A 24,292-nucleotide genomic window follows, 5' to 3' on the forward strand; every position below is an offset into this window, starting at 1 on the left:
ATGGCGAAGATCAAGAAGGGCGACCTCGTGGTCGTCATCTCCGGCCGCGACAAGGGACAGCAGGGCCGTGTGCTCGAGGTCCTCGTCGAGTCGCAGCGCCTCGTCGTGGAGGGTGTCCAGCGCGTCACCAAGCACGTCAAGGCCGGCCAGACGCAGCGCGGCACGCGCACCGGCGGCATCGAGACCATCGAGGCGCCCATCCACATCAGCAACGTGATGCTCGTGGACCCGGAGACCAAGAAGGGCACCCGGGTCGGCTACCGCACCGAGCAGGTCGAGCGCGACGGCCGTACCCGCACCGTTCGGGTCCGCGTCGCCAAGCGCTCCGGTAAGGACATCTGATGACCGAGACGACTCTCACGGCTCCGGCGCTCCCGCGTCTGAAGTCCAAGTACAACGACGAGATCAAGACCGCTCTCTTCGAGCAGTTCTCGCACGAGAACATCAACCAGGTCGCACGCCTGGTGAAGGTCGTCGTGAACATGGGCGTCGGCGAGGCCGCCAAGGACTCCAAGCTCATCGAGGGCGCGATCCGCGACCTGACCCAGATCACGGGCCAGAAGCCGCAGGTCACCAAGGCTCGCAAGTCGATCGCGCAGTTCAAGCTGCGTGAGGGAATGCCCATCGGCGCCCACGTCACCCTGCGTGGCGACCGTGCCTGGGAGTTCCTGGACCGCCTGCTCTCCACCGCGCTGCCGCGCATCCGTGACTTCCGTGGCCTCTCGCCGCAGCAGTTCGACGGTCACGGCAACTACACGTTCGGCCTCGTGGAGCAGTCCGTGTTCCACGAGATCGACCAGGACAAGATCGACCGCGTCCGCGGGATGGACATCACGGTCGTCACCACGGCTGACACCGACGACGAGGGTCGCGCTTTCCTCAAGCTCCTCGGCTTCCCGTTCAAGGAGATCTGACCATGGCGAAGACCGCCCTCAAGAACAAGGCTGCTGCCAAGCCGAAGTTCGCGGTGCGTGGCTACACGCGCTGCCAGCGTTGCGGCCGGCCCCACTCGGTGTACCGCAAGTTCGGCCTGTGCCGGATCTGCGTGCGCGAGATGGCCCACCGCGGCGAGCTCCCCGGCGTCACGAAGAGCAGCTGGTAACCCGAGCAACACGAACGTCGGTAGGTCCAGCCCCCTCGGGGGCGGGATACCCCGGCGAGGAAGGGCGGAAGCCCCATGACCATGACCGACCCCATCGCAGACCTGCTCACGCGGCTGCGTAACGCGAACTCGGCTCACCACGACACCGTGCTGATCCCGTTCTCGAAGCTGAAGTCGCACATCGCGGAGATCCTCCAGGCGGAGGGCTACATCACGGGCTGGAAGGTGGAGGACGCCGTCGTCGGCAAGAACCTCATCATCGAGCTCAAGTACGGCCCCAACCGCGAGCGTGCGCTCGCCGGCGTCAAGCGCGTGTCCAAGCCGGGCCTGCGCGTGTACGCCAAGTCCACCAACCTGCCCAAGGTGCTCGGCGGCCTGGGCGTGGCGATCCTGTCCACGTCCTCCGGTCTCCTCACCGACAAGCAGGCCGCCAAGAAGGGCGTGGGTGGGGAAGTCCTCGCCTACGTCTGGTAAGTCCGAGACGGAAAGGAGCTAGCCATGTCCCGAATCGGCAGAGTCCCCGTCCCGGTCCCCACCGGCGTGGATGTCGACATCAACGGCACGGTCGTGACGGTCAAGGGCCCGAAGGGCACCCTGACGCACACGATCCCCGCCCCCATCGAGGTGGCGCGCGACGAGGCAGGTGCCCTCGTGGTCACCCGCCCCGACGACGAGCGCGCCTCGCGCTCGCTGCACGGCCTCACCCGCACGCTGCTGGCGAACCTCGTCATCGGCGTGACGGAGGGCTACATCAAGAAGCTCGAGATCGTCGGTACCGGGTACCGCGTCACGGCGAAGGGCTCGGACCTCGAGTTCGCGCTCGGGTTCAGCCACCCGGTCACGGTCAACCCGCCGGAGGGCATCACCTTCGTCGTCGAAGCCCCCACGCGTTTCTCGGTGCAGGGCATCGACAAGCAGCAGGTGGGCGAGGTCGCCGCGAACATCCGCAAGATCCGCAAGCCTGAGCCGTACAAGGGCAAGGGCGTGCGGTACGCGGGCGAGAACGTGCGCCGCAAGGTCGGAAAGGCCGGTAAGTAACCATGGCTCTCAAGATCCTCGGCAAGGGCAAGCGTGTTGCCCGCCAGCGTCGCCACCTGCGCCTTCGCAAGAAGGTCTCGGGCTCGGCTGCTCGTCCCCGTCTCGTCGTGACCCGGTCCGCCCGGCACATCACGGCGCAGGTCGTGGACGACGGCATCGGCCAGACCCTCGTGTCCGCGTCGACCCTCGAGGCCGACCTGCGTGGCTCGAACGACGACAAGACTGCCAAGGCCCGCAAGGTCGGCGAGCTCATCGCCGAGCGTGCGAAGGCTGCCGGCCTCGACGCTGTGGTCTTCGACCGCGGCGGCAACAAGTACCACGGCCGTGTCGCCGCGGTGGCTGACGGCGCCCGCGAGGGTGGGCTGAAGCTGTGACGACGACGACCTTCCGAAAGAAGAGGACTCACTGATGGCTGCTCCTCAGCGCAGCAACACCGGGGCGCCCGCGGGCGGCACCGGCGGAGGCGGCGACCGTCGTGACGGCGGTCGTGGCCGTGACGGTGGCGGCGGCCGTGGCCGCGACGCCGCAGAGAAGAGCGCGTTCCTCGAGCGCGTCGTGACGATCAACCGCGTCGCCAAGGTCGTCAAGGGCGGCCGGCGCTTCAGCTTCACCGCGCTCGTCGTGGTCGGCGACGGCGACGGCACCGTGGGTGTCGGCTACGGGAAGGCCAAGGAGGTGCCCGCGGCGATCGCCAAGGGTGTCGAGGAGGCCAAGAAGAACTTCTTCAAGGTCCCGCGCATCCAGGGCACCATCCCGCACCCCATCCAGGGTGAGGCCGCTGCCGGTGTCGTCTTCCTGCGTCCGGCCTCGCCGGGTACCGGCGTGATCGCCGGTGGCCCGGTGCGCGCCGTGCTCGAGTGCGCCGGTATCCACGACGTCCTGAGCAAGTCGCTCGGCTCGTCCAACGCGATCAACATCGTGCACGCCACGGTCGCGGCCCTGCGTGGCCTCGAGCGTCCCGAGGCCGTGGCCGCGCGCCGTGGTCTCCCGGTCGAGCACGTCGTCCCGGCTGCCCTCCTCCGTGCCCAGGCTGCCGGCCTGGCCGCAGCGGCGGGCTCGAAGGCAGGTGCCTGATGGCTCGACTCAAGGTGACCCAGACGCGATCTGGCATCGGCGGTAAGCAGAACCAGCGCGACACCCTGCGCACCCTCGGCCTCAAGCGGATCGGCGACGTCGTCGTCAAGGAGGACCGCCCTGAGATCCGCGGCATGGTCAAGACGGTGACGCACCTTGTCGCGGTCGAAGAGGTGGAGTGACCATGGCTGACGAGAAGAACGAGAAGGCGGAGGCTGAGGTGACGGCCCCCAAGAAGGCCGCTGCCAAGAAGGCCCCCGCGAAGAAGGCCGCCGACACGGAGTCCGCTCCGAAGGCGACCAAGGCGAAGGCTGCTGCTGCGGACAAGCCGGCGAAGGCCGACAAGGCCGAGGCGAAGACCGAGGCTGCTCCGAAGGCGAAGGCCGCCAAGGCCGAGCCCAAGGCTGCTGCGCCGAAGAAGACGGTCTCCGCCGCGGCGGCGAAGGCGGCCGAGGCCGCTGCGCAGCCCGGCAACGGTGGCACGCTCAAGGTGCACCACCTCCGTCCGGCTCCGGGCGCCAAGACCGCCAAGACCCGCGTGGGTCGTGGCGAGGCGTCCAAGGGCAAGACGGCCGGTCGTGGCACCAAGGGCACCAAGGCCCGCTACCAGGTGCCGACGCGCTTCGAGGGTGGGCAGATGCCTCTGCACATGCGCCTCCCGAAGCTGCGCGGCTTCAAGAACCCGTTCCGTGTCGAGTACCAGGTCGTCAACCTGGACAAGCTCTCGGCGCTGTACCCGAGCGGTGGCGACGTGACGGTCGCCGACCTCGTGGCGAAGGGCGCTGTCCGCAAGGGCAAGCCCGTCAAGGTGCTCGGTACCGGTGAGCTCACGGTCAAGGTCTCTGTCGCGGTCGACGCCTACTCGGCGTCCGCGAAGGACGCGATCGTGGCTGCCGGCGGAAGCGTCGCGCAGGACTGATCGAAGGACGGGACCGGTGGGGACGTAGTTACCCACCGGTCCCGTTCCGTATGTCGGCGGGCATCAGTTAGGGTGCCCCGGTGCTCGCGACTCGTCGCGGGCTGCACGGCCGGAATGGCCCGGTCGTACGAGATGCCGCTCCGGCGGCCCAGGAGGACCAGGTGCTAGGCGCATTCGTGCGGGCGTTCCGGACGCCCGACCTGCGGCGCAAGCTGCTCTTCACCATCGGGATCATGGTGCTCTTCCGTGTCGGCTCGTTCTTGCCGACGCCGGGTGTGTCGTATCCGAACGTGCAGACGTGTATCGAGCAGTCGCAGGGCAACGACCTGCTCGGGCTGGTGAACCTGTTCAGCGGCGGAGCCCTGCTCCAGCTCTCGGTGTTCGCGCTCGGGATCATGCCGTACATCACGGCGAGCATCATCGTGCAGCTGCTCCGGGTGGTCATCCCTCGCTTCGAGGAGCTGCACCGCGAGGGTCAGTCCGGCACCGCGAAGCTCACGCAGTACACGCGGTACCTGACCATCGGTCTGGCGATCCTGCAGTCGACGACGATCATCACCGTCGCGCGCAGCGGTCAGCTGTTCAGCGGGTGCACCGTCGACGTCATCCCGAACGACAGCTGGCAGACGCTGCTGATCATGGTCATCACCATGACCGCGGGTACCGGCCTGATCATGTGGCTCGGTGAGCTGATCACGGAGCGCGGCGTCGGCAACGGCATGTCGCTCCTCATCTTCACCTCGATCGCCGCGAGCTTCCCGGGTGCCATGTGGTCGATCGCCGGTGGCGACAACGGCGTCTCGAAGTTCATCGTCGTCATGGCGATCGTGGTCCTGGTCATCGCGCTGGTGGTGTTCGTCGAGCAGTCGCAGCGTCGCGTGCCGGTGCAGTACGCCAAGCGCATGGTCGGTCGCCGCATGTACGGCGGGTCCAGCACCTACATCCCGATCAAGATCAACATGGCCGGTGTCATCCCGGTGATCTTCGCGTCGTCGCTGCTCGCCGTGCCCGGGCTGCTCGCGCAGTTCGGTGACCCGGCCGCGGGCTGGGTCCAGTGGGTCAGCCGGTACCTGGCGTCGCCGAGCGCGCCGCTGCACCTGGCGATCTACGTCGTCCTGATCATCTTCTTCTGCTACTTCTACACCGCGATCACGTTCAACCCGGACGAGGTCGCCGACAACATGAAGAAGTACGGCGGCTTCATCCCCGGCATCCGTGCCGGGCGGCCGACCGCCGAGTACCTCGACTACGTCATCTCGCGGATCACCGCGCCCGGGTCGGTGTACCTGGCGATCGTGGCCCTCATCCCGACGATCGCGTTCATCGTCCTGGGCGTCGGCTCGAACATCCCGTTCGGTGGGGCGTCGATCCTCATCGTCGTCGGTGTCGGCCTCGAGACCGTCAAGCAGATCGAGTCCCAGCTGCAGCAGCGGCACTACGAAGGGTTCTTGCGTTGAGCACCCGTCTCGTCCTGCTCGGCCCTCCGGGGGCGGGCAAGGGCACCCAGGCCGCGCGGCTCGCCGAGCGGTTCGGGGTGCCCGCCATCTCCACCGGTGACCTCTTCCGCGCCAACATCAAGGGCGGTACGCCGCTCGGTCGCACCGTGCAGGAGTACACGTCGCGCGGTGCGCTGGTGCCGGACTCCGTCACCAACGACATGGTGCGCGACCGGCTGGCGCAGGACGACGCCACGGAGGGGTTCCTGCTCGACGGGTACCCCCGCAACGTGGCGCAGGTCGGGGAGCTCGACGCGATCCTCGCCGACGCCGGCCTGACGCTCGACCTCGCGGTGGAGATCACGGCGGACGCGGACATCGTGGCCGAGCGGCTCCTGAAGCGTGCCGAGATCGAGGGCCGCGACGACGACACCGATGACGTCATCCGTCACCGGCTCGACGTCTACGCCGCCGAGACCGCCCCGATCGCGCGGGTCTACGCCGAGCGCGGCCTGCTCGTCCAGGTGGACGGGATCGGCGACGTCGACGCGGTCACCGAGCGTCTGGTCGCGGCGATCGGCGCCACCACCGGGCGCTGACGGTGTTCGGTCGCGAGCGGATCGAGTACAAGAGCCCGCAGCAGGTGCTGCTCATGCGGCGCGCGGGCCTGGTGGTCGCCGAGGCGCTCGCCGCGGTCCGTGAGCGTGCGACGCCGGGCGTCACCACCGGGCAGCTCGACGCGGTCGCGGCCGAGGTCATCGCCGACCACCACGCGACGGCGTCCTTCCTCGGCTATCACGGGTACCCGGCCACGCTCTGCGTGTCGGTCAACGACGAGGTCGTGCACGGCATCCCGGGAGCCCGGGTGCTGGAGCCGGGTGACGTCGTCTCGATCGACTGCGGCGCGATCGTCGACGGGTGGCACGGTGACTCCGCGATCACGGTCGTGCTCGACGGTGCGGCGCCCGAGGACGTCGACCTGGCGGCCACCACCGAGCGAGCCATGTGGTCCGGCATCGCCGCGCTGGCCGGCGCCGAGCGCCTCGGGGCCGTGGGGGAGGCCGTGGAGGACGTCGTCGACGCCGCCGAGGCGGCCGGCCTGAACGGCGGCGCACGGTACGGGCTCGTCGAGGAGTACGTCGGGCACGGGATCGGCACGTCGATGCACCAGCCGCCGGACGTCCCGAACTTCCGCAGCCGTGATCGCGGCCCTCGCGTCCGCCCGGGTCTGTGCGTCGCCGTCGAGCCGATGGTCGTCCGTGGGCAGCGGTTCACGCAGGTCCTGGACGACGACTGGACGGTCGTCACGTCCGACGGTTCACGTGCGTCGCACTGGGAGCACACGGTCGCCATCCTCGACGGCGGCATCTGGGTGCTGACGGCCGTGGACGGCGGCGCGCAGGAGCTCGCCGCGCGGGGCGTGACCGTCGCACCGCTCGGCTGAGGGCCACCGCTACCCGCGAGTAGGTCCGACCAGGTGAACTTGCGTCCAGTTATCCACAAATCGCCCGTGAGCGGCCGAAATGCGCGCGCGATGACCGGTTTGTCGGATACGGTCCTGCCCGGCGGTGAACGATCCGCCACGGGTGCTCCTCGGGGCCCGCGCGGTCGTCTGATCCGTGCGGTGAGGGGTGTGAGCGCCCGACTCCGGCAGGCACGTGGTCAGCGCGCGCCTGCACTCGACGTGATGGGTGACTCATGCAGCGCAGCGTTCCTCCCTCCCTGACCTCCCCTCGGCACGGCCGTCGGCGCGCCCGCGCGCTCGGTGCCGTCGCCATCACCTCGGCCCTCCTCGTCGCGCTCGGCACCGGTGCGGCGCAGGCGCACGACCGCGACAGCAGCGGTGGCCACGGCGGTGGCTACGGCGGCGGCAAGTCCTCGCCGAAGCCGACCCAGTCGTCCGAGCCGCAGACCACGGGCGCCTACGTCTACGTCAAGAAGGACGCCGGCAAGCCGGCGTCGTGGGAGAACTCGACCCAGCAGTACCTCGTGGCCACGTGGCCCGGCGCCTCGTGGCGGGACCTCACGCTCGAGGAGGTCGCCGCAGCCCTCCCGGCCGAGCTGACGCTCTGCGGCCCCGCGTGGGGGGTCCAGGAGGACAAGGCCTGGGGCGACGCGACCGTCTTCACCGGGAACAAGGCGCCGTCCTACCCGAAGGACTTCATCGGCTGGCGGTCCAAGGACAACCCGAAGGGCGCGATCTTCGCCGCCAAGCACTGGGACCTGTCCGCGATGGTGACCGTGCCTGAGTGCGGCTCCACGCCGACACCGACCGTGACGCCGTCCGCCACGTCGACCCCGACCCCGACGCCGTCGGTGACGTCGACCCCGACGCCGCTCCCGTCGGAGACCGTGACGGCGGCCCCCACCCAGACGCCGACTCCGACCCCGTCGGTGACGCCGTCGGCAACGCCGACCCCGATCGCCGAGGTCGGCGACGCGCCGACACCGACGCCGTCCGTGACGCCGACTCCGACCGCCGTCGTCCTGGCCTCGACGCCGAGCCCCAGCGCGTCGGTCTACTCGCAGGTGCTGGCCGCCGGCACGGGCGGTGCGGCGCTCGCCGCGACCGGCTCGTCCCCGCTGCCCGGTCTGCTCGCCGGTGGGATCCTGGTGCTCTCGGGCGCCGCCCTGCTCCTGCTGCGGCGACACCGCACCAGCTGATCGAGCGCAGGAGGGCCGCCGTCGATCCGACGGCGGCCCTCCGTTCGTGTGCGCCGGACGTGACGCAGGAGCGAATGTGGTGGACGGCACAGGGGATCGCGTCGGCCCAGGCCGGGCGTGGTTTCGTCCCGTGGGCCAGATGGCGTAAGATTGTCCGTTGGGTGTGCGCCCGGTTCTCGCGGCGCGCTGTGCCCACCGATGTTTCCAGCATGATCCCACCACGCCTACCCCGTCCTTACTTGGGCGGGACAGTCGATGTGGGCTGATCCATCAGAACCGACAGTTAGCGGAGGATATGGCGAAGAAGGACGGTGTCATCGAGATCGAGGGCAGCGTCGTGGAGGCTCTGCCGAACGCGATGTTCCGCGTGGAGCTCACCAACGGCCACAAGGTGCTCGCCCACATCTCGGGCAAGATGCGACAGCACTACATCCGGATCCTCCCCGAGGACCGGGTCGTGGTGGAGCTGAGCCCGTACGACCTGTCCCGTGGCCGGATCGTCTACCGCTACAAGTAACAGCCACTCGATCACGCCGTCAGCCTCGTCAGGGGCGTAACGGCGGCGGAGGAACACGCGATGAAGGTCAAGCCCAGCGTCAAGAAGATCTGCGACAAGTGCAAGGTGATCCGCCGGCACGGTCGCGTCCAGGTGATCTGCGAGAACCTGCGCCACAAGCAGCGCCAGGGCTGATGCCCTGACGCCGGTCCGTCGGACCAGCAGCTCGACCAGCACCACCGGTTCCCCAGAGAGACTTCTCTGAGGGACCAGCAAGCGCACAGCCACTCCGGCGATCACTCGCCGGTGCACCCTCGGTCGGAGGCCGGGGCCCGCAGCACGCGGGAGGGCAGTGCGGCAGACCTCCGAAGCAGTTCAGGAGCCACCAGGCACATGGCACGTCTTATCGGCGTCGACCTCCCCCGCGAGAAGCGGCTCGAGATCGCGCTCACCTACATCTACGGGGTCGGCCGTACCCGCGCCCAGGCAACTCTGGCCGCGACCGGCATCAGCCCGGACCTGCGCGTGAAGGACCTCGGCGACGCCGAGCTCGTCGCGCTGCGTGACTACCTCGAGTCGAGCTACAAGCTCGAGGGTGACCTTCGCCGTGAGGTCGCTGCGGACATCCGCCGCAAGGTCGAGATCGGCTGCTACGAGGGCCTGCGCCACCGCCGTGGCCTTCCGGTGCGCGGCCAGCGCACCAAGACCAACGCGCGTACCCGCAAGGGTCCGAAGCGCACCGTCGCCGGCAAGAAGAAGGCCGGGCGCAAGTAGCCCTCCGCCCCAGGCGCCTCGCGCCAGGGCACGCCGATCAGACCTCGAGAGAAGAAGAGAATGCCTCCCAAGACCCGTTCCGCCGTGCGCAAGCCGCGCCGCAAGGAGAAGAAGAACGTCTCCCACGGCCAGGCGCACATCAAGAGCACGTTCAACAACACGATCATCTCCATCACGGACCCGACCGGCGCCGTCATCGCGTCGGCTTCGTCCGGCCAGGTGGGCTTCAAGGGCTCGCGCAAGTCGACCCCCTTCGCGGCGCAGCTCGCCGCCGAGGCGGCCGCTCGTCGCGCCCAGGAGCACGGCATGAAGAAGGTCGACGTCTTCGTCAAGGGCCCCGGCTCCGGCCGTGAGACCGCGATCCGCTCGCTGCAGGCGACCGGCCTCGAGGTCGGCTCGATCCAGGACGTGACGCCCCAGGCGCACAACGGCTGCCGTCCGCCGAAGCGCCGCCGGGTCTGACCCTCGGCTCGATCGGGTCGGTGCGCGCTGCGAGGCGCGCACCGACCCGGACATCCTTACGCCGACCAGGTGGACCGAGACCAGGCCGGCCCGTAGTACTGCGCAGCGTCATATGGCGGACGCCCGCTGAGAGGAAACACACCGTGCTGATTGCACAGCGCCCCACCCTGACCGAAGAGGTCATCTCGGAGAACCGGTCGCGGTTCTCCATCGAGCCGCTGGAGCCGGGCTTCGGCTACACGCTCGGCAACTCGCTCCGCCGGACGCTGCTGTCCTCCATCCCCGGTGCCGCCGTCACGTCCATCCGGATCGACGGCGTGCTGCACGAGTTCTCCACCGTGCCGGGCGTCAAGGAGGACGTCACCGAGATCATCCTCAACATCAAGCAGCTGGTCGTCTCCTCGGAGAACGACGAGCCCGTGGTGATGTACCTGCGCAAGCAGGGTGCCGGAGAGGTCAGCGCCGCTGACATCGTGCCGCCGGCCGGTGTCGAGGTGCACAACCCTGACCTGCACCTGGCCACGCTCAACGACAAGGGGAAGCTCGAGATCGAGCTGACCGTCGAGCGCGGTCGTGGGTACGTGTCGGCGAACCAGAACAAGTCGTTCGACACCGAGATCGGCCGTATCCCGGTCGACTCGATCTACTCGCCGGTCCTCAAGGTGACCTACAAGGTCGAGGCGACGCGTGTCGAGCAGCGCACGGACTTCGACAAGCTGGTCGTCGACGTCGAGACCAAGTCGGCGATCGGCCCGCGCGACGCGCTGGCCTCTGCCGGCAAGACGCTCGTCGAGCTCTTCGGCCTGGCGCGTGAGCTGAACATCGAGGCCGAGGGCATCGAGATCGGCCCGTCGCCGACCGACGCTGCGCTCGCCGCGGACCTCGCTCTGCCGATCGAGGACCTGCAGCTGACGATCCGCTCCTACAACTGCCTCAAGCGCGAGGGCATCCACTCCGTGGGTGAGCTCGTCGCCCGGTCCGAGGCGGACCTCCTGGACATCCGCAACTTCGGTGCGAAGTCCATCACCGAGGTCAAGGAGAAGCTCGCCGAGCTCGGCCTGACGCTCAAGGACAGCCCGCTCGACTTCGACCCGTCCGCCGCCGGCGCCTACTACGGCGACGACGAGGGCGACTTCGTCGAGGACGAGCAGTACTGACGCCGGGGACGTAGACGGTCGGCCTGACGGCCGGCCGTCCGCAGCCCATCACTGGAACTCAAGGAGTAAAGACCATGCCTACGCCCACCAAGGGTCCCCGGCTCGGTGGCGGACCGGCGCACGAGCGGCTGATCCTCGCGAACCTCGCGACGTCGCTGTTCGAGCACAAGCGCATCACGACGACCGAGACGAAGGCCAAGCGCCTGCGTCCGCTCGCCGAGCGCCTCATCACGTTCGCCAAGCGTGGTGACCTGCACGCCCGCCGCCGCGTGATGACCGTCGTCAAGGACAAGTCCGTCGTGCACGTTCTGTTCACCGAGATCGCCCCGGCCGTGGCCGAGCGTCAGGGTGGCTACACGCGCATCACCAAGATCGGCCCCCGCAAGGGCGACAACGCCCCGATGGCCGTGATCGAGCTCGTGCTCGAGCCGCTCTCCCCGAAGCAGGCCGTCGTGAAGGAGGCCACCAAGGCCGCTTCGAAGGCCGCGCCCAAGGCGAAGAAGGCCGAGGACAAGCCCGTGGAGGACGCCGTCGTCGAGGACGCACCCGTCGAGGACGCGCCGGTCGAGGACGCGCCCGCCGAGAGCAAGGATGACGCCGACAAGGCGTGATCTGACGGCTACGCCGAGAAGGCCCGGGACCGACTGGTCCCGGGCCTTCCGTCGTCCCGGGGCACTGCGTGGCGGGCGAGCCTAGAGTCGGCCGTATGAGCCTGCCGGTCGTCCTCGTGCACGGGCTGCGGACCTCCCGCACGATGTGGCGGGCGCAGGTCGAGGCGTTGCAGCGGGTGGGGCACCGTGCCGTCGCGGTGGACCTGCCTGGTCACGGGACCCGGATCGGTGAGCCCTTCACGCTGGACGCGGCCGTGGACACGGTGGCGCACGCGATCGACGAGCTCGGGGGTCCGGCGGTCGTCGTCGGCCTCTCCCTCGGTGGGTACGTGGGGATCCGGCACGCCGCGCGGCACCCGGAGCAGGTCTGCGGGCTGGTGGCGGCGTCCTGCTCGACCCGCCCGCACCGGCTGCTGCTGGCGGGGTGGTCGGTCGGTGCGCAGGGGATCGCGCGACTGCCGGACCGGGGTGCCCGCCTGAACCAGTTCTTCGTGGACCTCGCGCTGCCGCCCGTCGGCGCGGCGGACGTGGGTGCCGGGGGGTTCGCGCTCGACGCCACGAACGAGGTGCTGCGGGAGATGTCGATCGCGACGCCCCTGGAGGACCTCGCGCGGGTCGAGGCACCGGTGTGGCTGGTCAACGGCGCGTTCGACCACTTCCGCGGGGAGGAGCGCCGGTTCCTGGCGGCGTGCCGGGACGGGCGGCTGGTGGTGGTCCCGCGCGCGACCCACCTGGTGAGCCTGGTGCAGCCGGCACGGTTCACGCGGGTGCTGCTCGAGGCGCTGGACGAGGTCGAGGCGCGGGCTGGCGTCGCGGCCGAGGCGTGACGACGTGGTTGCTCCGGGTCAGCCGCCCAGGGACCAGGCCCGGACGCCCCCGACGATCCCGGCCTGGTTCGGCACGACCACGACGTCGTCGCCCAGCCGCGCCAGCGTGGTCGCGGTGACCTGACGGGCGTTCCCGCCGCCGAGGTACAGCCGGTCCCACACGAACACGGGCCGGAAGCCGTCGACGACCCGTCGGACCCGTCGGGACCAGAGCGCGTCGCCGAGCCGGGCGCGCTCGACCTGTCCGATGTAGGCGTCGTAGGTGGTGCCCCAGCGCACGGGTGCGTGGGAGAGCTCGAGGTGGGGCGCCAGGACCCCGCCGTCGAACAGCGCGGTGCCGAGCCCGGTGCCGAGGGTGAGCACCAGCTCGATGCCCGTCCCGGAGATCACGCCGGCGCCATGCACCTCGGCGTCGTTGAGCACGAGGGTGGGCAGCCCGAGGCGCTCCTCGACCGCCGCGCGGATGTCGCACCCCGCCCAGGCGGCCACGAGCAGGGGGTCGATCGTGGTCCGAGGGCCGGAGCGGGTGACGTAGTGCGGGGTCGCGACGACGACGCCGTGCCGGATCATCCCGGGCATCCCCACGGTCACGCGCTGGGCGGTCGGGAGGTCGGCGGCGATGTCCGCGATCGTGGTGACGAGGCGCTCGGGCGGCAGCGGATAGGGCGTCGGCACGCGTACCGCGGGCGCGTGGAGCGTGCCGGCCGCGTCGAGCACCGACGCCTTGATCCCCCCGCCGCCGCAGTCGACGGCGAGCGTGAACGGGTCGGAGCCGGACGTGGGCACGGCCCCACGCTAGGCGACGGGTGGCGCGGGCGCGCAGAAGCACGACCGGCGGGGATGTGCGGGGACCCGGTGCGTGGCCGACTACCGTGTGGACCCGTGAGCGAGAGCATGGACGGCGTGCCCACGGGCGTGCCGACGCAGGAGCCCGCCGTACGGCTACGGCTCGAGCTGGCCTACGACGGCACCGGATTCGCCGGCTGGGCCGTCCAGCCGGGCCTGAGGACCGTCCAGGGGGTGCTGGAGGCCGCGCTGGGCACCGTCCTGCGGACCGACGGACCCCCGCGCGTGACGGTGGCCGGTCGCACCGACGCCGGCGTCCACGCGCGCGGGCAGGTGGCGCACGTCGACATCCCCGCCGGGCTCATCGAGAAGAGCAGCGGTCGCTCGTCGCGACCGGTGGACGAGGTGCTGCTCACCCGGCTCGGGGGGATCCTCCCCTCCGACCTCGTCGTGCACACCCTCACGCGGGCGGCCGAGGGTTTCGACGCCCGGTTCTCCGCGCTGAGCCGCCGCTACACGTACCGGATCTGCGACGACGCAGCCCGGCGCGACCCGCTGTCCCGCACGCACGTGCTGTGGCACCGCCGCGGGCTCGACGTCGACGCGATGGCAGCGGCGGCGCGGCCGCTGGTCGGTCGCCACGACTTCGCGTCCTACTGCAAGCCCAGGCCGGGCGCGACCACGATCCGCACGCTCGAGGCGTTCGCGTGGTCCCGGCCGGTCGACGGCTCGGACGCCGGCCTGGTGGTCGCGACCGTGCAGGCGGACGCGTTCTGCCACTCGATGGTGCGGTCGCTCGTCGGCGCGAGCCTCGCGGTGGGGGAGGGGCGGCGCGGACCGGGCTGGCCGGCCGAGCTGCTCGCCGCACGTCGCCGCGGTGAGGGCGTGCACGTGGTCGCCGCCCACGGACTCACGCTCGAGGAGGTGGGCTACCCGCCCGACGAGGAGCTGGGGGCGCGAGCGGTTCAGACCCGGGCACGACGCGCGGCCGAGGACCTGCAGCACGCGGCCGGCTGCTGCGGCTGACGCCAGTCAGTCCTCAGGGGCCCTCTGCAGGTCAGTCCTCGACGTCGTCGCGGTACCGGCGGTCGTCGACGTACTCCTCCTCGATGAGGTGGACGGCGGCCTCCTCGGCGCTCGCGGCACCCCCGGAGAAGCCCGCGTCGATGGCGAACCCGTCGGTGCCTCCCGCCTCGACGGCGTCGTCGTCCTCGATCAGGCGACCGGCACGGGACTCGTCGCGGTCGGGGCGAGGCCGGGCCTCCCAGACCTCGGGCTCCTCCTGGCCGATCCGCTGGTCGATCGTCTCGCGGTGCGCCTCTTCCCAGGCCGTCTCGCCGTAGTGGTTCGTCCGCGGCCGGTCCGGCACGGTGTAGCCCTCGTCGAGGAGGTCGTCGACGCCGCGGTCGATCAGGGTGTCCTCGCTGGGCAGCTGGTCGGTGTCGCCCTCGCTGCCGAGCTCGGGGTCGGTGCTGGTGCCGGGAGTCTCGCTCATGCCCCGACCCTTACACCGCGCGCGCCCCGGCGCCAGAGGGAGTGGGGGACGCCACGATCAATCCGGTGTCCCGGGAGGTCGGCGGCCGGGGACACTGGGCCCATGGGCCACCTCGACATCGGCGGCATCGGGTACTTCCTGCCCGACGGCCGTCCACTCCTCGACGACGTGTCGTTCCGGGTGGGTGACGGCGCCCGTGTCGCGCTCGTCGGGCCCAACGGTGCGGGCAAGACGACGCTGCTGCGGATCGTCGCCGGGGACGAGGCTCCGCACGCCGGGTCGGTCGGGCGCAGCGGCGGGCTGGGGATCATGCGGCAGGACATCGGCCGCATCGACGACGACCGGTCGATCCGGGACCTGCTGGCGTCGCTGGCGTCGCCGGCCGTCCGGGATGCTGCGCTGGAGCTCGCGGCGGCGGAGCTGCTGATCATGGAGGTCGACGACGAGCCGGCGCAGATGCGGTACGCGCAGGCGCTCGTCGACTGGGCCGACGTCGGCGGGTACGAGGCGGAGGCGGGCTGGGACCGCGTCACCGACGCCGTGCTGTCCATCCCGTTCGACGCTGCGCAGCACCGCGAGGTGCGCACCCTGTCCGGGGGTGAGCAGAAGCGCCTGGTCCTGGAGGCGCTGCTGCGCGGCCCGGACGAGGTGCTGCTGCTCGACGAGCCCGACAACGCCCTCGACGTCCCCACCAAGCGCTGGCTCGAGGACAGGCTGCGGGCGTCGAACAAGACCGTGCTCTTCGTGAGCCACGACCGCGAGATGCTCGCGCGGGTGGCGACGCAGGTGGCGACGCTGGAGCCCGGCGTCAACGGTGCGGCGGTCTGGGTGCACGGTGGCGGTTTCGCGACGTACCACCAGGCCCGCGAGGACCGGCGCTCGCGGCTGGAGGAGCTGCTGCGGCGCTGGGAGGAGGAGCACGCCAAGCTCAAGGAGCTGGTGCTCACGCTCAAGACGAAGGCCGCGTTCAACGACGGGCTCGCGTCACGGTACTCCGCCGCACAGACGCGGTTGCGCAAGTTCGAGGAGGCGGGGCCGCCGACGCTGCTGGCGCGTGAGCAGAACGTCAGGGTGCGGCTGCGCGGCGGACGGACGGCCAAGCGCGCGATCGTCGCGACCGGGCTCGAGCTGACGGGACTGATGAAGCCGTTCGACCTGGAGGTCTGGTTCGGTGAGCGGGTCGCGGTGCTGGGCTCCAACGGGTCCGGGAAGTCGCACTTCCTGCGGCTCCTGGCGGCCGGCGGCAGCGACCCGGGTCCCGAGCACGCGCCGGCCGACGACCTCCCGGTCGCTCCGGTGACGCACACCGGTCGGGTCGTGCTCGGCCCGCGCGTGCGGCCGGGGTGGTTCGCGCAGAACCACGGGCACCCCGAGCTCGTCGGCCGGACGCTGCTGGAGATCCTGCACCGCGGCGAGGGGCACCGGGCAGGGCTCGGCCGGGAGCAGGCCAGCAAGACGCTCGACCGGTACGAGCTCGTGGCCGCGGCCGAGCAGCGCTACGAGACGCTCTCGGGCGGTCAGCAGGCGCGTCTGCAGATCCTCCTGCTCGAGCTCGGGGGAGCGACGCTGCTCCTGCTCGACGAGCCGACGGACAACCTCGACCTGCACTCCGCGGAGGCGCTCGAGACCGGGCTGGCGGCGTTCGAGGGCACCGTGCTGGCGGTCACCCACGACCGCTGGTTCACCCGGACCTTCGACCGGTTCCTGGTGTTCGGCGCGGACGGCGAGGTCGTCGAGACGCCGGAGCCCGTGTGGGACGTCGGCCGCGTCGACCGCGTGCGCTGACGCTCAGACCAGCAGCGTGACGGCGAGCGTCGCCATCACGACCGCGATGACGATGTCGAGCACCTGCCACGCCCGCGGACGGGCGAACACCGGGCGCAGGTAGGTGGCGCCGAACCCGAGCGCGGCGAACCAGGTGATGCTCGCGAGGACGGCCCCGGCGCCGAACACCCACGCGCCCGGGTCGTGCTGGTGGGCCAGCGACCCCAGGAGCACGACGGTGTCGAGGTAGACGTGCGGGTTGAGGAACGTCAGCGCGAGGCACGTCGTCAGGACGGCTCCGAGGGAGGCCGGCCCGTCGGCGGCGGGGTCGAGACGTTCCGGTCGTCGAGCCCGCAGAGCCGCTCCGACGGCGAGCACCAGGAGGAACGCGGCCCCCGCGTACCGGGTCACGGTGAGGACGGCAGGGTTCTCGGTGACCAGCGCCCCCAGCCCCGCGATGCCGGCGGCGATGAGCAGGGCGTCCGCCGTGGCGCAGACGGCGACGACGGGCAGCACGTGCTCGCGGCGGATCCCCTGTCGCAGCACGAACGCGTTCTGGGCGCCGATGGCGACGATGAGCGAGAGCGCGGTGAGGTAGCCCGAGAGGGCGGCGGCGGGCATGACGACGACGGTAGGCGGCTCGCTGATCTGTAGTCCAGTTCATGGTTCTACAGAAGCGTTAGGATCATTCATGTGGCCTTCGATGTGGATCAGCTGAGCGCCCTCGCCGCCGTCGTGCACGAGGGGAGCTTCGACGCGGCAGCGCAGCGTCTGCACGTGACCCCGTCGGCCGTCAGCCAGCGCATCAAGGCACTCGAGCAGCAGGTCGGACGCGTGCTGGTGCTCCGGACGCGACCCTGCCGGCCCACCGACGACGGCGAGGTGCTCGTCCGGCTCGCCGGCCAGATGGAGCTGCTCGGGCGCGACGCCCTGGCGCAGCTGGTGCCGGCTCCGGGTGGCTCCCGCGCCGCACCGTCGACCCGGCGGCTGCCCGTCGCGGTGAACGACGACTCGATGTCCACGTGGTTCCCTGCCGCCGTCGCCGACCTTCCTGCGGACGTCCTGCTGGACCTGCGGCGCGAGGACCAGGAGCTCTCCGCCGACCTGCTGCGGGACGGCACCGTGATGGCCGCCGTCACCGCGGATCCGCGCGCTGTCCAGGGCTGTCGCGTCCGCCGCCTGGGCGCGATGCGCTATCTGGCGGTCGCGGCGCCCGACCGCCGGGACCGCTGGTTCGCCGACGGGCTGGGGGCGGAGGTCTTCGCCGCAGCCCCGTTGCTGGCGTTCAACCGCGAGGATGGCCTGCAGGAACGCTTCGTGGCCTCCGTCGTGGGTCGTCGCACGGTGACACCCCACGTCCACTACGTGCCGTCGCAGTCGGCCTTCGTGGGGCTGGTCCAGGCGGGGCTCGGGTGGGGGATGGTGCCGGAGGTCGCGGCCACCCCGCTGATAGCGGCCGGGGCGCTCGTCGAGATCCGGGCCGGCCGCTCCCTGGACGTGCCGCTGTACTGGCAGCACTGGGCGCTGCGTACCCCGACCCTGGACGACCTGACGGAGCGCGTGGTGCGGGCTGCCGCGCAGGCGCTCCGACCGGTGCGCAGGCACGGTCCGCCGTCGACAGCGGGCTGACGGTCCGAGGATGGAGGGTGGCGCAGTCCCGCGTTTTGACCCTCCGCGGCACTGCCAGGTAATCTTGTGAGTCGTTGTGCGTCCCCGTTCCAATGCCGGTGTACTCAGCACCGAGCCAGAACGGCAGGGCCGGTGCGTTCCCGCTCGCCGCCTGGATGCCGACGAGAGCATTCATCGGCGGACCCGCACCCTGCGGAGTCCCGCCGCGACAAGATTCGCAACGAAACGAAGGCTGACGACCGTGCGCACGTACACCCCGAAGCCCGGCGACGTCGAGCGGACCTGGCACATCATCGACGCGAACGATGTCGTCCTGGGTCGCCTGGCCACACATGTGGCCACGTTGCTGCGCGGCAAGCACAAGGCAACCTTTGCTCCCCACGTCGACGGCGGTGACTTCGTCATCGTCATCAACGCGAGCAAGGTGGCACTGACCGGCAACAAGCGCGAGAACAAGCTCGCGTACCGCCACTCCGGATACCCGGGTGGCCTGCGCGCCGTGGCCTACTCCGACCTCCTGGAGAAGCACCCCGAGCGCGCGATCGAGAAGGCTGTCCGCGGCATGCTCCCCAAGAGCTCGCTCGCGCGTCAGCAGCTCACCAAGCTCAAGGTCTACGCCGGTGCCGAGCACCCGCACGCGGCGCAGCAGCCGAAGCCCTTCGAGATCACCCAGGTCTCTCAGCAGGCGTGAGCCGGCTGAGTACAGAGAACAAGGACGCGAGGACACCAGTGGCAGAGACCACGGTCGACATCGACCTCGAGGGCGATGACACCCCCACCAGCTACACCTCCGAGACGGTTGCCCCGACGGGCCGCGGTCAGAGCATCACGGCACCCGCGAACGCCCTCGGCCGTCGCAAGGAGGCCATCGCGCGCGTGCGCCTGGTCCCCGGAACCGGCCAGTGGAAGGTCAACGGGCGCACGCTCGAGGACTACTTCCCGAACAAGGTGCACCAGCAGCTCGTGAACTCCCCGTTCAAGCTGGTCGACGTCGAGGGTCGCTTCGACGTCGTCGCCCGCATCACCGGCGGTGGCGTGAGCGGCCAGGCCGGCGCGCTGCGCCTGGGCATCGCCCGTGCGCTGAACGCGATCGACGAGGAGCACAACCGCCCGGCCCTGAAGAAGGCCGGCTTCCTGACCCGCGACGCCCGCGTCGTGGAGCGCAAGAAGGCCGGTCTCAAGAAGGCCCGCAAGGCTCCGCAGTACTCGAAGCGCTGATCTTCGCGCCTCGGCCCGATGGCCCCGCCGGTCTCACGACCAGCGGGGCCATCGGCACGTCTGCAACCATCAGCAAGGACGTGCGAGGGCTCCCCGGGGCACCTCAGGACGAAGGAGTCTGACCATGGGCCGACTGTTCGGTACCGACGGCGTGCGTGGGCTCGCCAACCGGGACGTCACCGCTGAGCTCGCGCTCGACCTCTCGGTCGCGGCCGCGCACGTGCTGGGCTCGCTCGGCGAGTTCGAAGGGCACCGCCCCCGGGCGATCGTCGGGCGCGACAGCCGGGCGTCGGGGGAGTTCCTCGCCGCAGCGGTGTCCGCGGGGCTCGCCTCGGCGGGCATCGACGTCAACAACGTGGGCGTGCTGCCGACACCCGCGGTGGCGTTCCTGACCGCGGAGCTCGGGGTGGACATCGGCGTCGTCCTGTCCGCGTCGCACAACCCCATGCCGGACAACGGCATCAAGTTCCTGTCCCGCGGCGGGCACAAGCTCGACGACGAGCTCGAGGCCGCCATCGAGGCGCGCATGGGCGAGGACTGGGAGCGGCCGCTCGGCGGGGACGTCGGGCGCATCCGGGTCGACACCGGGCGTGCCGGCGAGCAGTACATCGAGCACCTCGTCGGCACCATCGACGTGCCGCTGGCCGGTCTGCGCATCGCGGTCGACTGTGCGAACGGTGCGGCGAGCGAGGTCGGTCCCGCGACGCTGCGGGCGGCGGGCGCGGACGTCGTCGTCATCAACGCCTCGCCCGACGGTCGCAACATCAACGAGAAGTGCGGGTCCACGCACCCCGAGCAGCTCCAGGCCGCCGTCGTGGCCTCCGGGGCGGACCTCGGGGTGGCCTTCGACGGGGACGCCGACAGGTGCCTCGCCGTCGACGCGTCGGGTGCGCTGGTGGACGGCGACCAGATCATGGGGATCCTCGCGATCGCGATGCGCGACCGCGGTGACCTCGTGGCCGACACGCTGGTCACCACCGTCATGAGCAACCTCGGCCTGAAGATCGCGATGACGCAGGCCGGGATCGCCACGATCGACACCGCGGTCGGCGACCGGTACGTGCTCGAGGCCATGCGTGCCGGGGGCTACTCCCTCGGCGGCGAGCAGTCCGGGCACATCATCATGGCGGCGCACGCGACCACCGGCGACGGCGTGCTGACGGCGCTCCAGCTGGCCGCACGCGTCGCCGCGACCGGGACCACGATCGCCGACCTCGCGGGGGTCGTCCGGCGGCTGCCGCAGACCCTGGTCAACGTGCCGGGGGTCGACAAGCGCCGGGCGTCGACGGACGAGTCGCTGCTCGACGCCGTGCGGACCGCCGAGTCGGACCTCGGCAGCACCGGGCGCGTGCTCCTGCGCTCGTCGGGCACCGAGGACCTGGTCCGTGTCATGGTCGAGGCGGGCACGCAGGCGGAGGCGGACCGGGTGGCGCACGAGCTGGCCGACGTCGTCCTGCACCGGCTGGCGCTGTAGTGCCGTCCGGGCCCCAGTGGGACCAGGCGCTGCGTGACGTGGCGCTCTGGATCATCGAGTCCGGCACGCGCTCCGACGACGGGGTCGCGCCCATCGTCCAGGCGGGGCACCCCGCGCTGCGGGCGGTGGCGACGCCGTACGACGGCCAGCTCTCGGACGAGGAGCTGGCGGCGCTCCTCGACGTGATGCACCGGACGATGCGGGCGGCGCCCGGCGTCGGTCTCGCGGCTCCCCAGCTCGGGCTGCCGGTGGCGCTCGCGGTGCTCGAGGACCCGGGCTCCCTCTCCGAGGAGCACGCGGAGGTCCGGGAGCGTGAGCCGCTGCCCTACCAGGTGCTCGTGAACCCGCAGTACACGCCGGTGGGCGACGAGCGGGTCGGCTTCTACGAGGGCTGCCTGAGCGTCGTCGGCTACCAGGCCGTGGTCGCCCGGGCGCGGCACGTCCACCTCACCGGGACCGACGAGCACGGTGCCGCGGTCGACGAGATCGTGGGCGGCTGGTCCGCGCGCATCGTCCAGCACGAGACCGACCACCTCGCCGGGACCCTGTACCTGGACCGTGCCGAGCTGCGCTCGCTCGCAGCGTCGGACGAGTTCGGCGCCCGGTGGGCGGCGGAGCCGAAGCCGGCCGCCGCAGCCCGGGCGCTCGACTTCCCGCTGGACTGAGGGGGTTCCCCGGGGGGAGTCGGGGTCCGCCTGGGGGATGATTCGGGGCTGCACCAGGGATGAACCGGGGGTCACCCCTATGTATCCGGGGCGCACCGCGACTTACCTTTGAAGCACGACACCGGGCGGATCACCACGCGGTGCACGACGCAGGAGCTGATGTCACGTGCTGGAGGGGTGGGCCCTGGCCCTCGTAGGTTCCCCGTGGATCTTCGTCGTGCTCTATCTGTTCGCCACCATCGACGGGTTCTTCCCGCCGATCCCCAGCGAGTCGATCGTCATCGCGCTGTCCGCGGTGGCCATGACGGAGGGCACGCCGAACCTGGCACTGATCATGCTGGTCGCCGCGGCCGGTGCGTGGACGGGGGACCAGATCGCGTACCAGATCGGCACCAAGGTCAAGGTGCGCGAGCTGCGCTTCCTGCGGTCCCCGCGGGGCCAGGCGGCCGTCGACTGGGCGGAGAACGCGCTGGCGAACCGCGGGGCGGCGTTCATCATCGCGGCCCGCTACATCCCGATCGGCCGCGTCGCCGTGAACATGACCGCGGGCGCGGTCGGCTACAGCCGGCGCCGTTTCATGTGGCTCACGGCCATCGCGGCCGTCACCTGGGGCTGCTACTCGGCGCTCATCGGGATCGGTGCCGGGGCTTGGCTCCACGACCACACGCTCGTCGCCGTGGCTGTCGGCGTCGTCGGTGGGCTGGCGATCGGTCTGGTCGTCGACTGGGTGCTGCGCAAGCTCACCCACCACCGCCCGGCCCCGGAGGCGAGCGCACCAGCGCTCCGCGTGGCCGACGAGTCGGACGCGCCCCGGGTCGAGACGACTGCTCCGGTCACAGGACGCTCACGATCCGACCCCGCTGCCTAACGATCCGGTATCACTGCGTCATTTCGCCCATGACTGTGCTTACTCTCTGACTGTGTCGACGTCGCGGTCGGCGCTCCCGTGCCTCACCACACCCCCGGGGGTGTCCATCGGCATGGGTCGATGCAGACAGGGGGCGAGATGGACGTGCGTGCGCGGTGGGTCGCCGGTCTCGCGCTGCCCGCTGCCCTCCTGCTGGGCCTCGCTGCGTGCAGCGCCGCCCCGGCCGAGACCGCACAGGACGCACCCACCGCGGTCGTCGTCGGCGCCGCCGACTGCCTCTCCTCCCAGGTGCTCGCAGACCTGGGCCTGGTGGCGGCCGGAACGTCCGGCCGCACGGGCACCCCGCACGCGGACGCCCCCGAGGCCGGCCGTGTGCCCGACGACTTCGTGCCGGTCAGCGTGGTCGTGTGCGCGCCGGGCGGCACCCTGCAGGACTCGTCCGGGACCTGGGTGGCGCTGACCGCGAGCCGACGCGAGGGCGACCTGGACCCGCTCGTGGCGGCGCTGCGTCGGCCGTCCGCGCAGCACGGTGGGACGTGCAGCAGCGCCGCGGTGGTGCCGCCGTCCCTCTGGCTCGTCGACGCCCTGGGCCGCGCGATCCGGCCGGTGTGGCCGACGGACCGGTGCGGTTCCCCGCAGGAGACGGTGACCGCCGCCCTGGACGCGCTCGAGGAGACCGACCACGAGCAGTACCCCGTCCGGCTCGTGATCCCGGCGGAGCCGACAGCGCAGCGGTGAGCCGAGGCCCTACAGCTTGCGCAGCCGGACCCGCTCCACCGCGTGGTCGCTGTCCTTGGTCAGCACCAGGGTGGCGCGGCTGCGGGTGGGCAGGATGTTCTGCACGAGGTTGGGCTGGTTGATCGAGTCCCAGATCCGCTCGGCCCGCTCCACGGCCTCGTCGTCGGACAGCGCGGCGTACCGGTGGAAGTACGACTCGGGCCGGGCGAACGCGGTCTGGCGCAGCGCGAGGAAGCGGTCCACGTACCAGCGTCGGACGTCGCTCGTGCGGGCGTCGACGTAGATCGAGAAGTCGAAGAAGTCGCTCACCGCCAGGTTCGACGTGCCCTCGGCGGTCGGCCGGGCCGGCTGCAGGACGTTGAGGCCCTCGACGATCAGCACGTCGGGGCGGTTCACCACGATCTCGCGTCCCGGGAGGATGTCGTAGGTGAGGTGGTCGTAGACGGGCACCCGGACCTCCGGGCGGCCCGCCTTGACCTTGGAGACGAAGCGGAGCAGGGCCCGGCGGTCGTAGGACTCGGGGAAGCCCTTGCGTCCCATGAGCCCGCGGCGCTCGAGCTCGGCGTTGGGGTAGAGGAAGCCGTCGGTGGTGATCAGCTGGACCCGCGGTGTCGCGGGCCACCGCGCGAGCAGCTCGCGCAGGAGCCGCGCGGTGGTCGACTTGCCGACGGCCACGGAGCCGGCCACGCCGATCACGAACGGGGTCCCGCCGACGTCCTCGCGCAGGAACGTGCTCGACGCGGCGTGCAGGCCACGGGTGGCCTCGATGTGCAGGTCGAGCAGCCGGGAGATCGGGCGGTAGATGGCGTCGACCTCGGCCAGGTCGATCGGGTCCCCGAGGCCGGCCAGGCGTTCGACGTCGGCGTCGGTCAGCGGCAGCGGGGTGGAGGCGGAGAGCCGGGTCCACGCGTCGCGGTCGAGGTCGACGTAGGGCGACGCCGGTGCGACCGCGGCGCGACGGGGCGCGTCCATGACCGGCACGCGGTCGACGCTGGTCGTCGCGCCGAACCCCGCGAGCACCGCCCGGACCCCCGCGTCGAACTCCGTGCGTGCTGCCTCCGTCGGGGCGACCCGGCCGGGCTCGGACTGCAGGAT

Annotated in this window: 33 protein-coding genes; 29 read left to right on the plus strand and 4 right to left on the minus strand. The window is 71.1% G+C overall.

Translation table 11 applies throughout. From position 1 onward, the window contains the following. The 20 genes from rplX to ASD16_RS01795 all read left to right on the plus strand — a co-directional run bounded on the left by rplX (window position 1) and on the right by ASD16_RS01795 (window position 12,560). Window positions 1-342 (plus strand): 50S ribosomal protein L24, encoded by a 342-nt coding sequence (gene rplX / locus ASD16_RS01700; RefSeq protein WP_055912166.1) that lies wholly within the window; start codon window positions 1-3, stop codon window positions 340-342. Then, on the plus strand, window positions 342-914 hold the full coding sequence (rplE, locus tag ASD16_RS01705; protein ID WP_055912169.1) for a 50S ribosomal protein L5: 573 nt from the start codon (window positions 342-344) through the stop codon (window positions 912-914). Before rplX ends, rplE begins: the two co-directional genes overlap by 1 nt. Window positions 915-916: 2 nt before the next feature. Further along, complete coding sequence (locus tag ASD16_RS01710) at window positions 917-1,102, plus strand: type Z 30S ribosomal protein S14 (protein WP_028045055.1); 186 nt, start codon at window positions 917-919, stop codon at window positions 1,100-1,102. Between the two features lie 75 nt (window positions 1,103-1,177). Then, entirely contained in the window at window positions 1,178-1,576 is a 399-nt protein-coding gene (rpsH, locus tag ASD16_RS01715; RefSeq protein ID WP_055912171.1) for a 30S ribosomal protein S8, read from the plus strand. A gap of 24 nt (window positions 1,577-1,600) precedes the next feature. After that, on the plus strand, window positions 1,601-2,140 hold the full coding sequence (gene rplF, locus ASD16_RS01720) for a 50S ribosomal protein L6 (protein WP_055912173.1): 540 nt from the start codon (window positions 1,601-1,603) through the stop codon (window positions 2,138-2,140). Between the two features lie 2 nt (window positions 2,141-2,142). Further along, window positions 2,143-2,514 (plus strand): 50S ribosomal protein L18, encoded by a 372-nt coding sequence (rplR, locus tag ASD16_RS01725; protein ID WP_055912174.1) that lies wholly within the window; start codon window positions 2,143-2,145, stop codon window positions 2,512-2,514. Between the two features lie 34 nt (window positions 2,515-2,548). Then, window positions 2,549-3,214 carry a 30S ribosomal protein S5 gene (gene rpsE, locus ASD16_RS01730; RefSeq protein ID WP_055912175.1) on the plus strand — a complete coding sequence of 222 codons (666 nt, stop codon included), beginning with the start codon at window positions 2,549-2,551 and terminating at the stop codon, window positions 3,212-3,214. Continuing rightward, window positions 3,214-3,396: a 50S ribosomal protein L30 gene (gene rpmD, locus ASD16_RS01735; RefSeq protein ID WP_028045050.1), complete on the plus strand. Its 183-nt coding sequence runs from the start codon at window positions 3,214-3,216 to the stop codon at window positions 3,394-3,396. The genes rpsE and rpmD overlap by 1 nt, the downstream gene beginning before the upstream one ends. 2 nt (window positions 3,397-3,398) lie before the next feature. Beyond that, entirely contained in the window at window positions 3,399-4,133 is a 735-nt protein-coding gene (rplO, locus tag ASD16_RS21305) for a 50S ribosomal protein L15 (RefSeq protein ID WP_082570543.1), read from the plus strand. A gap of 161 nt (window positions 4,134-4,294) precedes the next feature. Further along, on the plus strand, window positions 4,295-5,590 hold the full coding sequence (secY, locus tag ASD16_RS01745) for a preprotein translocase subunit SecY (RefSeq protein WP_055912177.1): 1,296 nt from the start codon (window positions 4,295-4,297) through the stop codon (window positions 5,588-5,590). Continuing rightward, window positions 5,587-6,168: an adenylate kinase gene (locus tag ASD16_RS01750; protein ID WP_055912178.1), complete on the plus strand. Its 582-nt coding sequence runs from the start codon at window positions 5,587-5,589 to the stop codon at window positions 6,166-6,168. Before secY ends, ASD16_RS01750 begins: the two co-directional genes overlap by 4 nt. 2 nt (window positions 6,169-6,170) lie before the next feature. After that, the gene (map, locus tag ASD16_RS01755) at window positions 6,171-7,013 is read left to right on the plus strand and encodes a type I methionyl aminopeptidase (RefSeq protein WP_055912180.1); all 843 of its coding nucleotides are present in this window, start codon (window positions 6,171-6,173) and stop codon (window positions 7,011-7,013) included. Between the two features lie 254 nt (window positions 7,014-7,267). After that, window positions 7,268-8,233: an LPXTG cell wall anchor domain-containing protein gene (locus ASD16_RS22130; RefSeq protein ID WP_055912182.1), complete on the plus strand. Its 966-nt coding sequence runs from the start codon at window positions 7,268-7,270 to the stop codon at window positions 8,231-8,233. Between the two features lie 295 nt (window positions 8,234-8,528). Then, window positions 8,529-8,750 carry a translation initiation factor IF-1 gene (gene infA / locus ASD16_RS01765; RefSeq protein ID WP_013770189.1) on the plus strand — a complete coding sequence of 74 codons (222 nt, stop codon included), beginning with the start codon at window positions 8,529-8,531 and terminating at the stop codon, window positions 8,748-8,750. A 60-nt stretch (window positions 8,751-8,810) separates the two neighbouring features. After that, window positions 8,811-8,924, plus strand: coding sequence for a 50S ribosomal protein L36 (gene rpmJ / locus ASD16_RS01770; protein WP_013117849.1), 114 nt, complete (start codon window positions 8,811-8,813; stop codon window positions 8,922-8,924). 198 nt (window positions 8,925-9,122) lie between these two features. Beyond that, the gene (rpsM, locus tag ASD16_RS01775) at window positions 9,123-9,503 is read left to right on the plus strand and encodes a 30S ribosomal protein S13 (RefSeq protein WP_055912184.1); all 381 of its coding nucleotides are present in this window, start codon (window positions 9,123-9,125) and stop codon (window positions 9,501-9,503) included. 60 nt (window positions 9,504-9,563) lie between these two features. Further along, complete coding sequence (rpsK, locus tag ASD16_RS01780) at window positions 9,564-9,965, plus strand: 30S ribosomal protein S11 (protein ID WP_055912186.1); 402 nt, start codon at window positions 9,564-9,566, stop codon at window positions 9,963-9,965. A gap of 143 nt (window positions 9,966-10,108) precedes the next feature. Then, window positions 10,109-11,122 (plus strand): DNA-directed RNA polymerase subunit alpha, encoded by a 1,014-nt coding sequence (locus ASD16_RS01785; RefSeq protein WP_055912188.1) that lies wholly within the window; start codon window positions 10,109-10,111, stop codon window positions 11,120-11,122. Between the two features lie 74 nt (window positions 11,123-11,196). Beyond that, window positions 11,197-11,733: a 50S ribosomal protein L17 gene (gene rplQ, locus ASD16_RS01790; protein ID WP_055912190.1), complete on the plus strand. Its 537-nt coding sequence runs from the start codon at window positions 11,197-11,199 to the stop codon at window positions 11,731-11,733. 95 nt (window positions 11,734-11,828) lie between these two features. After that, window positions 11,829-12,560 carry an alpha/beta fold hydrolase gene (locus ASD16_RS01795; protein ID WP_055912191.1) on the plus strand — a complete coding sequence of 244 codons (732 nt, stop codon included), beginning with the start codon at window positions 11,829-11,831 and terminating at the stop codon, window positions 12,558-12,560. 18 nt (window positions 12,561-12,578) lie between these two features. On the opposite strand, the gene ASD16_RS01800 is transcribed toward ASD16_RS01795, so the two are convergent. Then, window positions 12,579-13,346 (minus strand): ROK family protein, encoded by a 768-nt coding sequence (locus ASD16_RS01800; protein WP_055912193.1) that lies wholly within the window; start codon window positions 13,344-13,346, stop codon window positions 12,579-12,581. Window positions 13,347-13,454: 108 nt separating this feature from the next. On the opposite strand from ASD16_RS01800, the gene truA reads away from it, so the two are divergent. Continuing rightward, on the plus strand, window positions 13,455-14,372 hold the full coding sequence (gene truA, locus ASD16_RS01805; RefSeq protein WP_055915557.1) for a tRNA pseudouridine(38-40) synthase TruA: 918 nt from the start codon (window positions 13,455-13,457) through the stop codon (window positions 14,370-14,372). Between the two features lie 31 nt (window positions 14,373-14,403). On the opposite strand, the gene ASD16_RS01810 is transcribed toward truA, so the two are convergent. After that, window positions 14,404-14,841: a DUF5709 domain-containing protein gene (locus ASD16_RS01810; protein WP_055912195.1), complete on the minus strand. Its 438-nt coding sequence runs from the start codon at window positions 14,839-14,841 to the stop codon at window positions 14,404-14,406. Window positions 14,842-14,943: 102 nt separating this feature from the next. On the opposite strand from ASD16_RS01810, the gene ASD16_RS01815 reads away from it, so the two are divergent. Next, the gene (locus tag ASD16_RS01815; protein WP_055912197.1) at window positions 14,944-16,626 is read left to right on the plus strand and encodes an ABC-F family ATP-binding cassette domain-containing protein; all 1,683 of its coding nucleotides are present in this window, start codon (window positions 14,944-14,946) and stop codon (window positions 16,624-16,626) included. 3 nt (window positions 16,627-16,629) lie between these two features. Here the strand turns inward: ASD16_RS01815 and ASD16_RS01820 are convergent, their stop codons facing one another. After that, the gene (locus tag ASD16_RS01820; RefSeq protein WP_055912199.1) at window positions 16,630-17,226 is read right to left on the minus strand and encodes a LysE/ArgO family amino acid transporter; all 597 of its coding nucleotides are present in this window, start codon (window positions 17,224-17,226) and stop codon (window positions 16,630-16,632) included. A 72-nt stretch (window positions 17,227-17,298) separates the two neighbouring features. Here ASD16_RS01820 and ASD16_RS01825 point away from each other — a divergent pair, with 72 nt between their 5' ends. The 7 genes from ASD16_RS01825 to ASD16_RS01855 all read left to right on the plus strand — a co-directional run bounded on the left by ASD16_RS01825 (window position 17,299) and on the right by ASD16_RS01855 (window position 23,197). Further along, window positions 17,299-18,234: a LysR family transcriptional regulator ArgP gene (locus tag ASD16_RS01825; protein ID WP_055912201.1), complete on the plus strand. Its 936-nt coding sequence runs from the start codon at window positions 17,299-17,301 to the stop codon at window positions 18,232-18,234. Between the two features lie 241 nt (window positions 18,235-18,475). Continuing rightward, a complete protein-coding gene (gene rplM / locus ASD16_RS01830) occupies window positions 18,476-18,925 on the plus strand; it encodes a 50S ribosomal protein L13 (RefSeq protein ID WP_055912203.1) in 450 nt (149 codons plus the stop codon). A 38-nt stretch (window positions 18,926-18,963) separates the two neighbouring features. Beyond that, a complete protein-coding gene (gene rpsI, locus ASD16_RS01835; protein WP_055912205.1) occupies window positions 18,964-19,452 on the plus strand; it encodes a 30S ribosomal protein S9 in 489 nt (162 codons plus the stop codon). Between the two features lie 124 nt (window positions 19,453-19,576). Next, window positions 19,577-20,926, plus strand: a complete 1,350-nt coding sequence (gene glmM, locus ASD16_RS01840) for a phosphoglucosamine mutase (RefSeq protein ID WP_055912207.1) — start codon at window positions 19,577-19,579, stop codon at window positions 20,924-20,926. A gap of 29 nt (window positions 20,927-20,955) precedes the next feature. Next, the gene (locus ASD16_RS01845) at window positions 20,956-21,591 is read left to right on the plus strand and encodes a peptide deformylase (protein ID WP_055915559.1); all 636 of its coding nucleotides are present in this window, start codon (window positions 20,956-20,958) and stop codon (window positions 21,589-21,591) included. A 166-nt stretch (window positions 21,592-21,757) separates the two neighbouring features. Further along, a complete protein-coding gene (locus ASD16_RS01850) occupies window positions 21,758-22,459 on the plus strand; it encodes a DedA family protein (RefSeq protein ID WP_235523070.1) in 702 nt (233 codons plus the stop codon). A gap of 120 nt (window positions 22,460-22,579) precedes the next feature. Beyond that, window positions 22,580-23,197: a hypothetical protein gene (locus tag ASD16_RS01855; protein ID WP_157453756.1), complete on the plus strand. Its 618-nt coding sequence runs from the start codon at window positions 22,580-22,582 to the stop codon at window positions 23,195-23,197. 9 nt (window positions 23,198-23,206) lie between these two features. Here ASD16_RS01855 and coaA read toward each other — a convergent pair whose 3' ends face one another. Beyond that, entirely contained in the window at window positions 23,207-24,169 is a 963-nt protein-coding gene (coaA, locus tag ASD16_RS22135) for a type I pantothenate kinase (RefSeq protein WP_055915562.1), read from the minus strand. Window positions 24,170-24,292 lie beyond the last annotated feature (123 nt).

It is taken from the genome of Cellulomonas sp. Root485 (assembly GCF_001426705.1).
Taxonomy (GTDB): domain Bacteria; phylum Actinomycetota; class Actinomycetes; order Actinomycetales; family Cellulomonadaceae; genus Cellulomonas.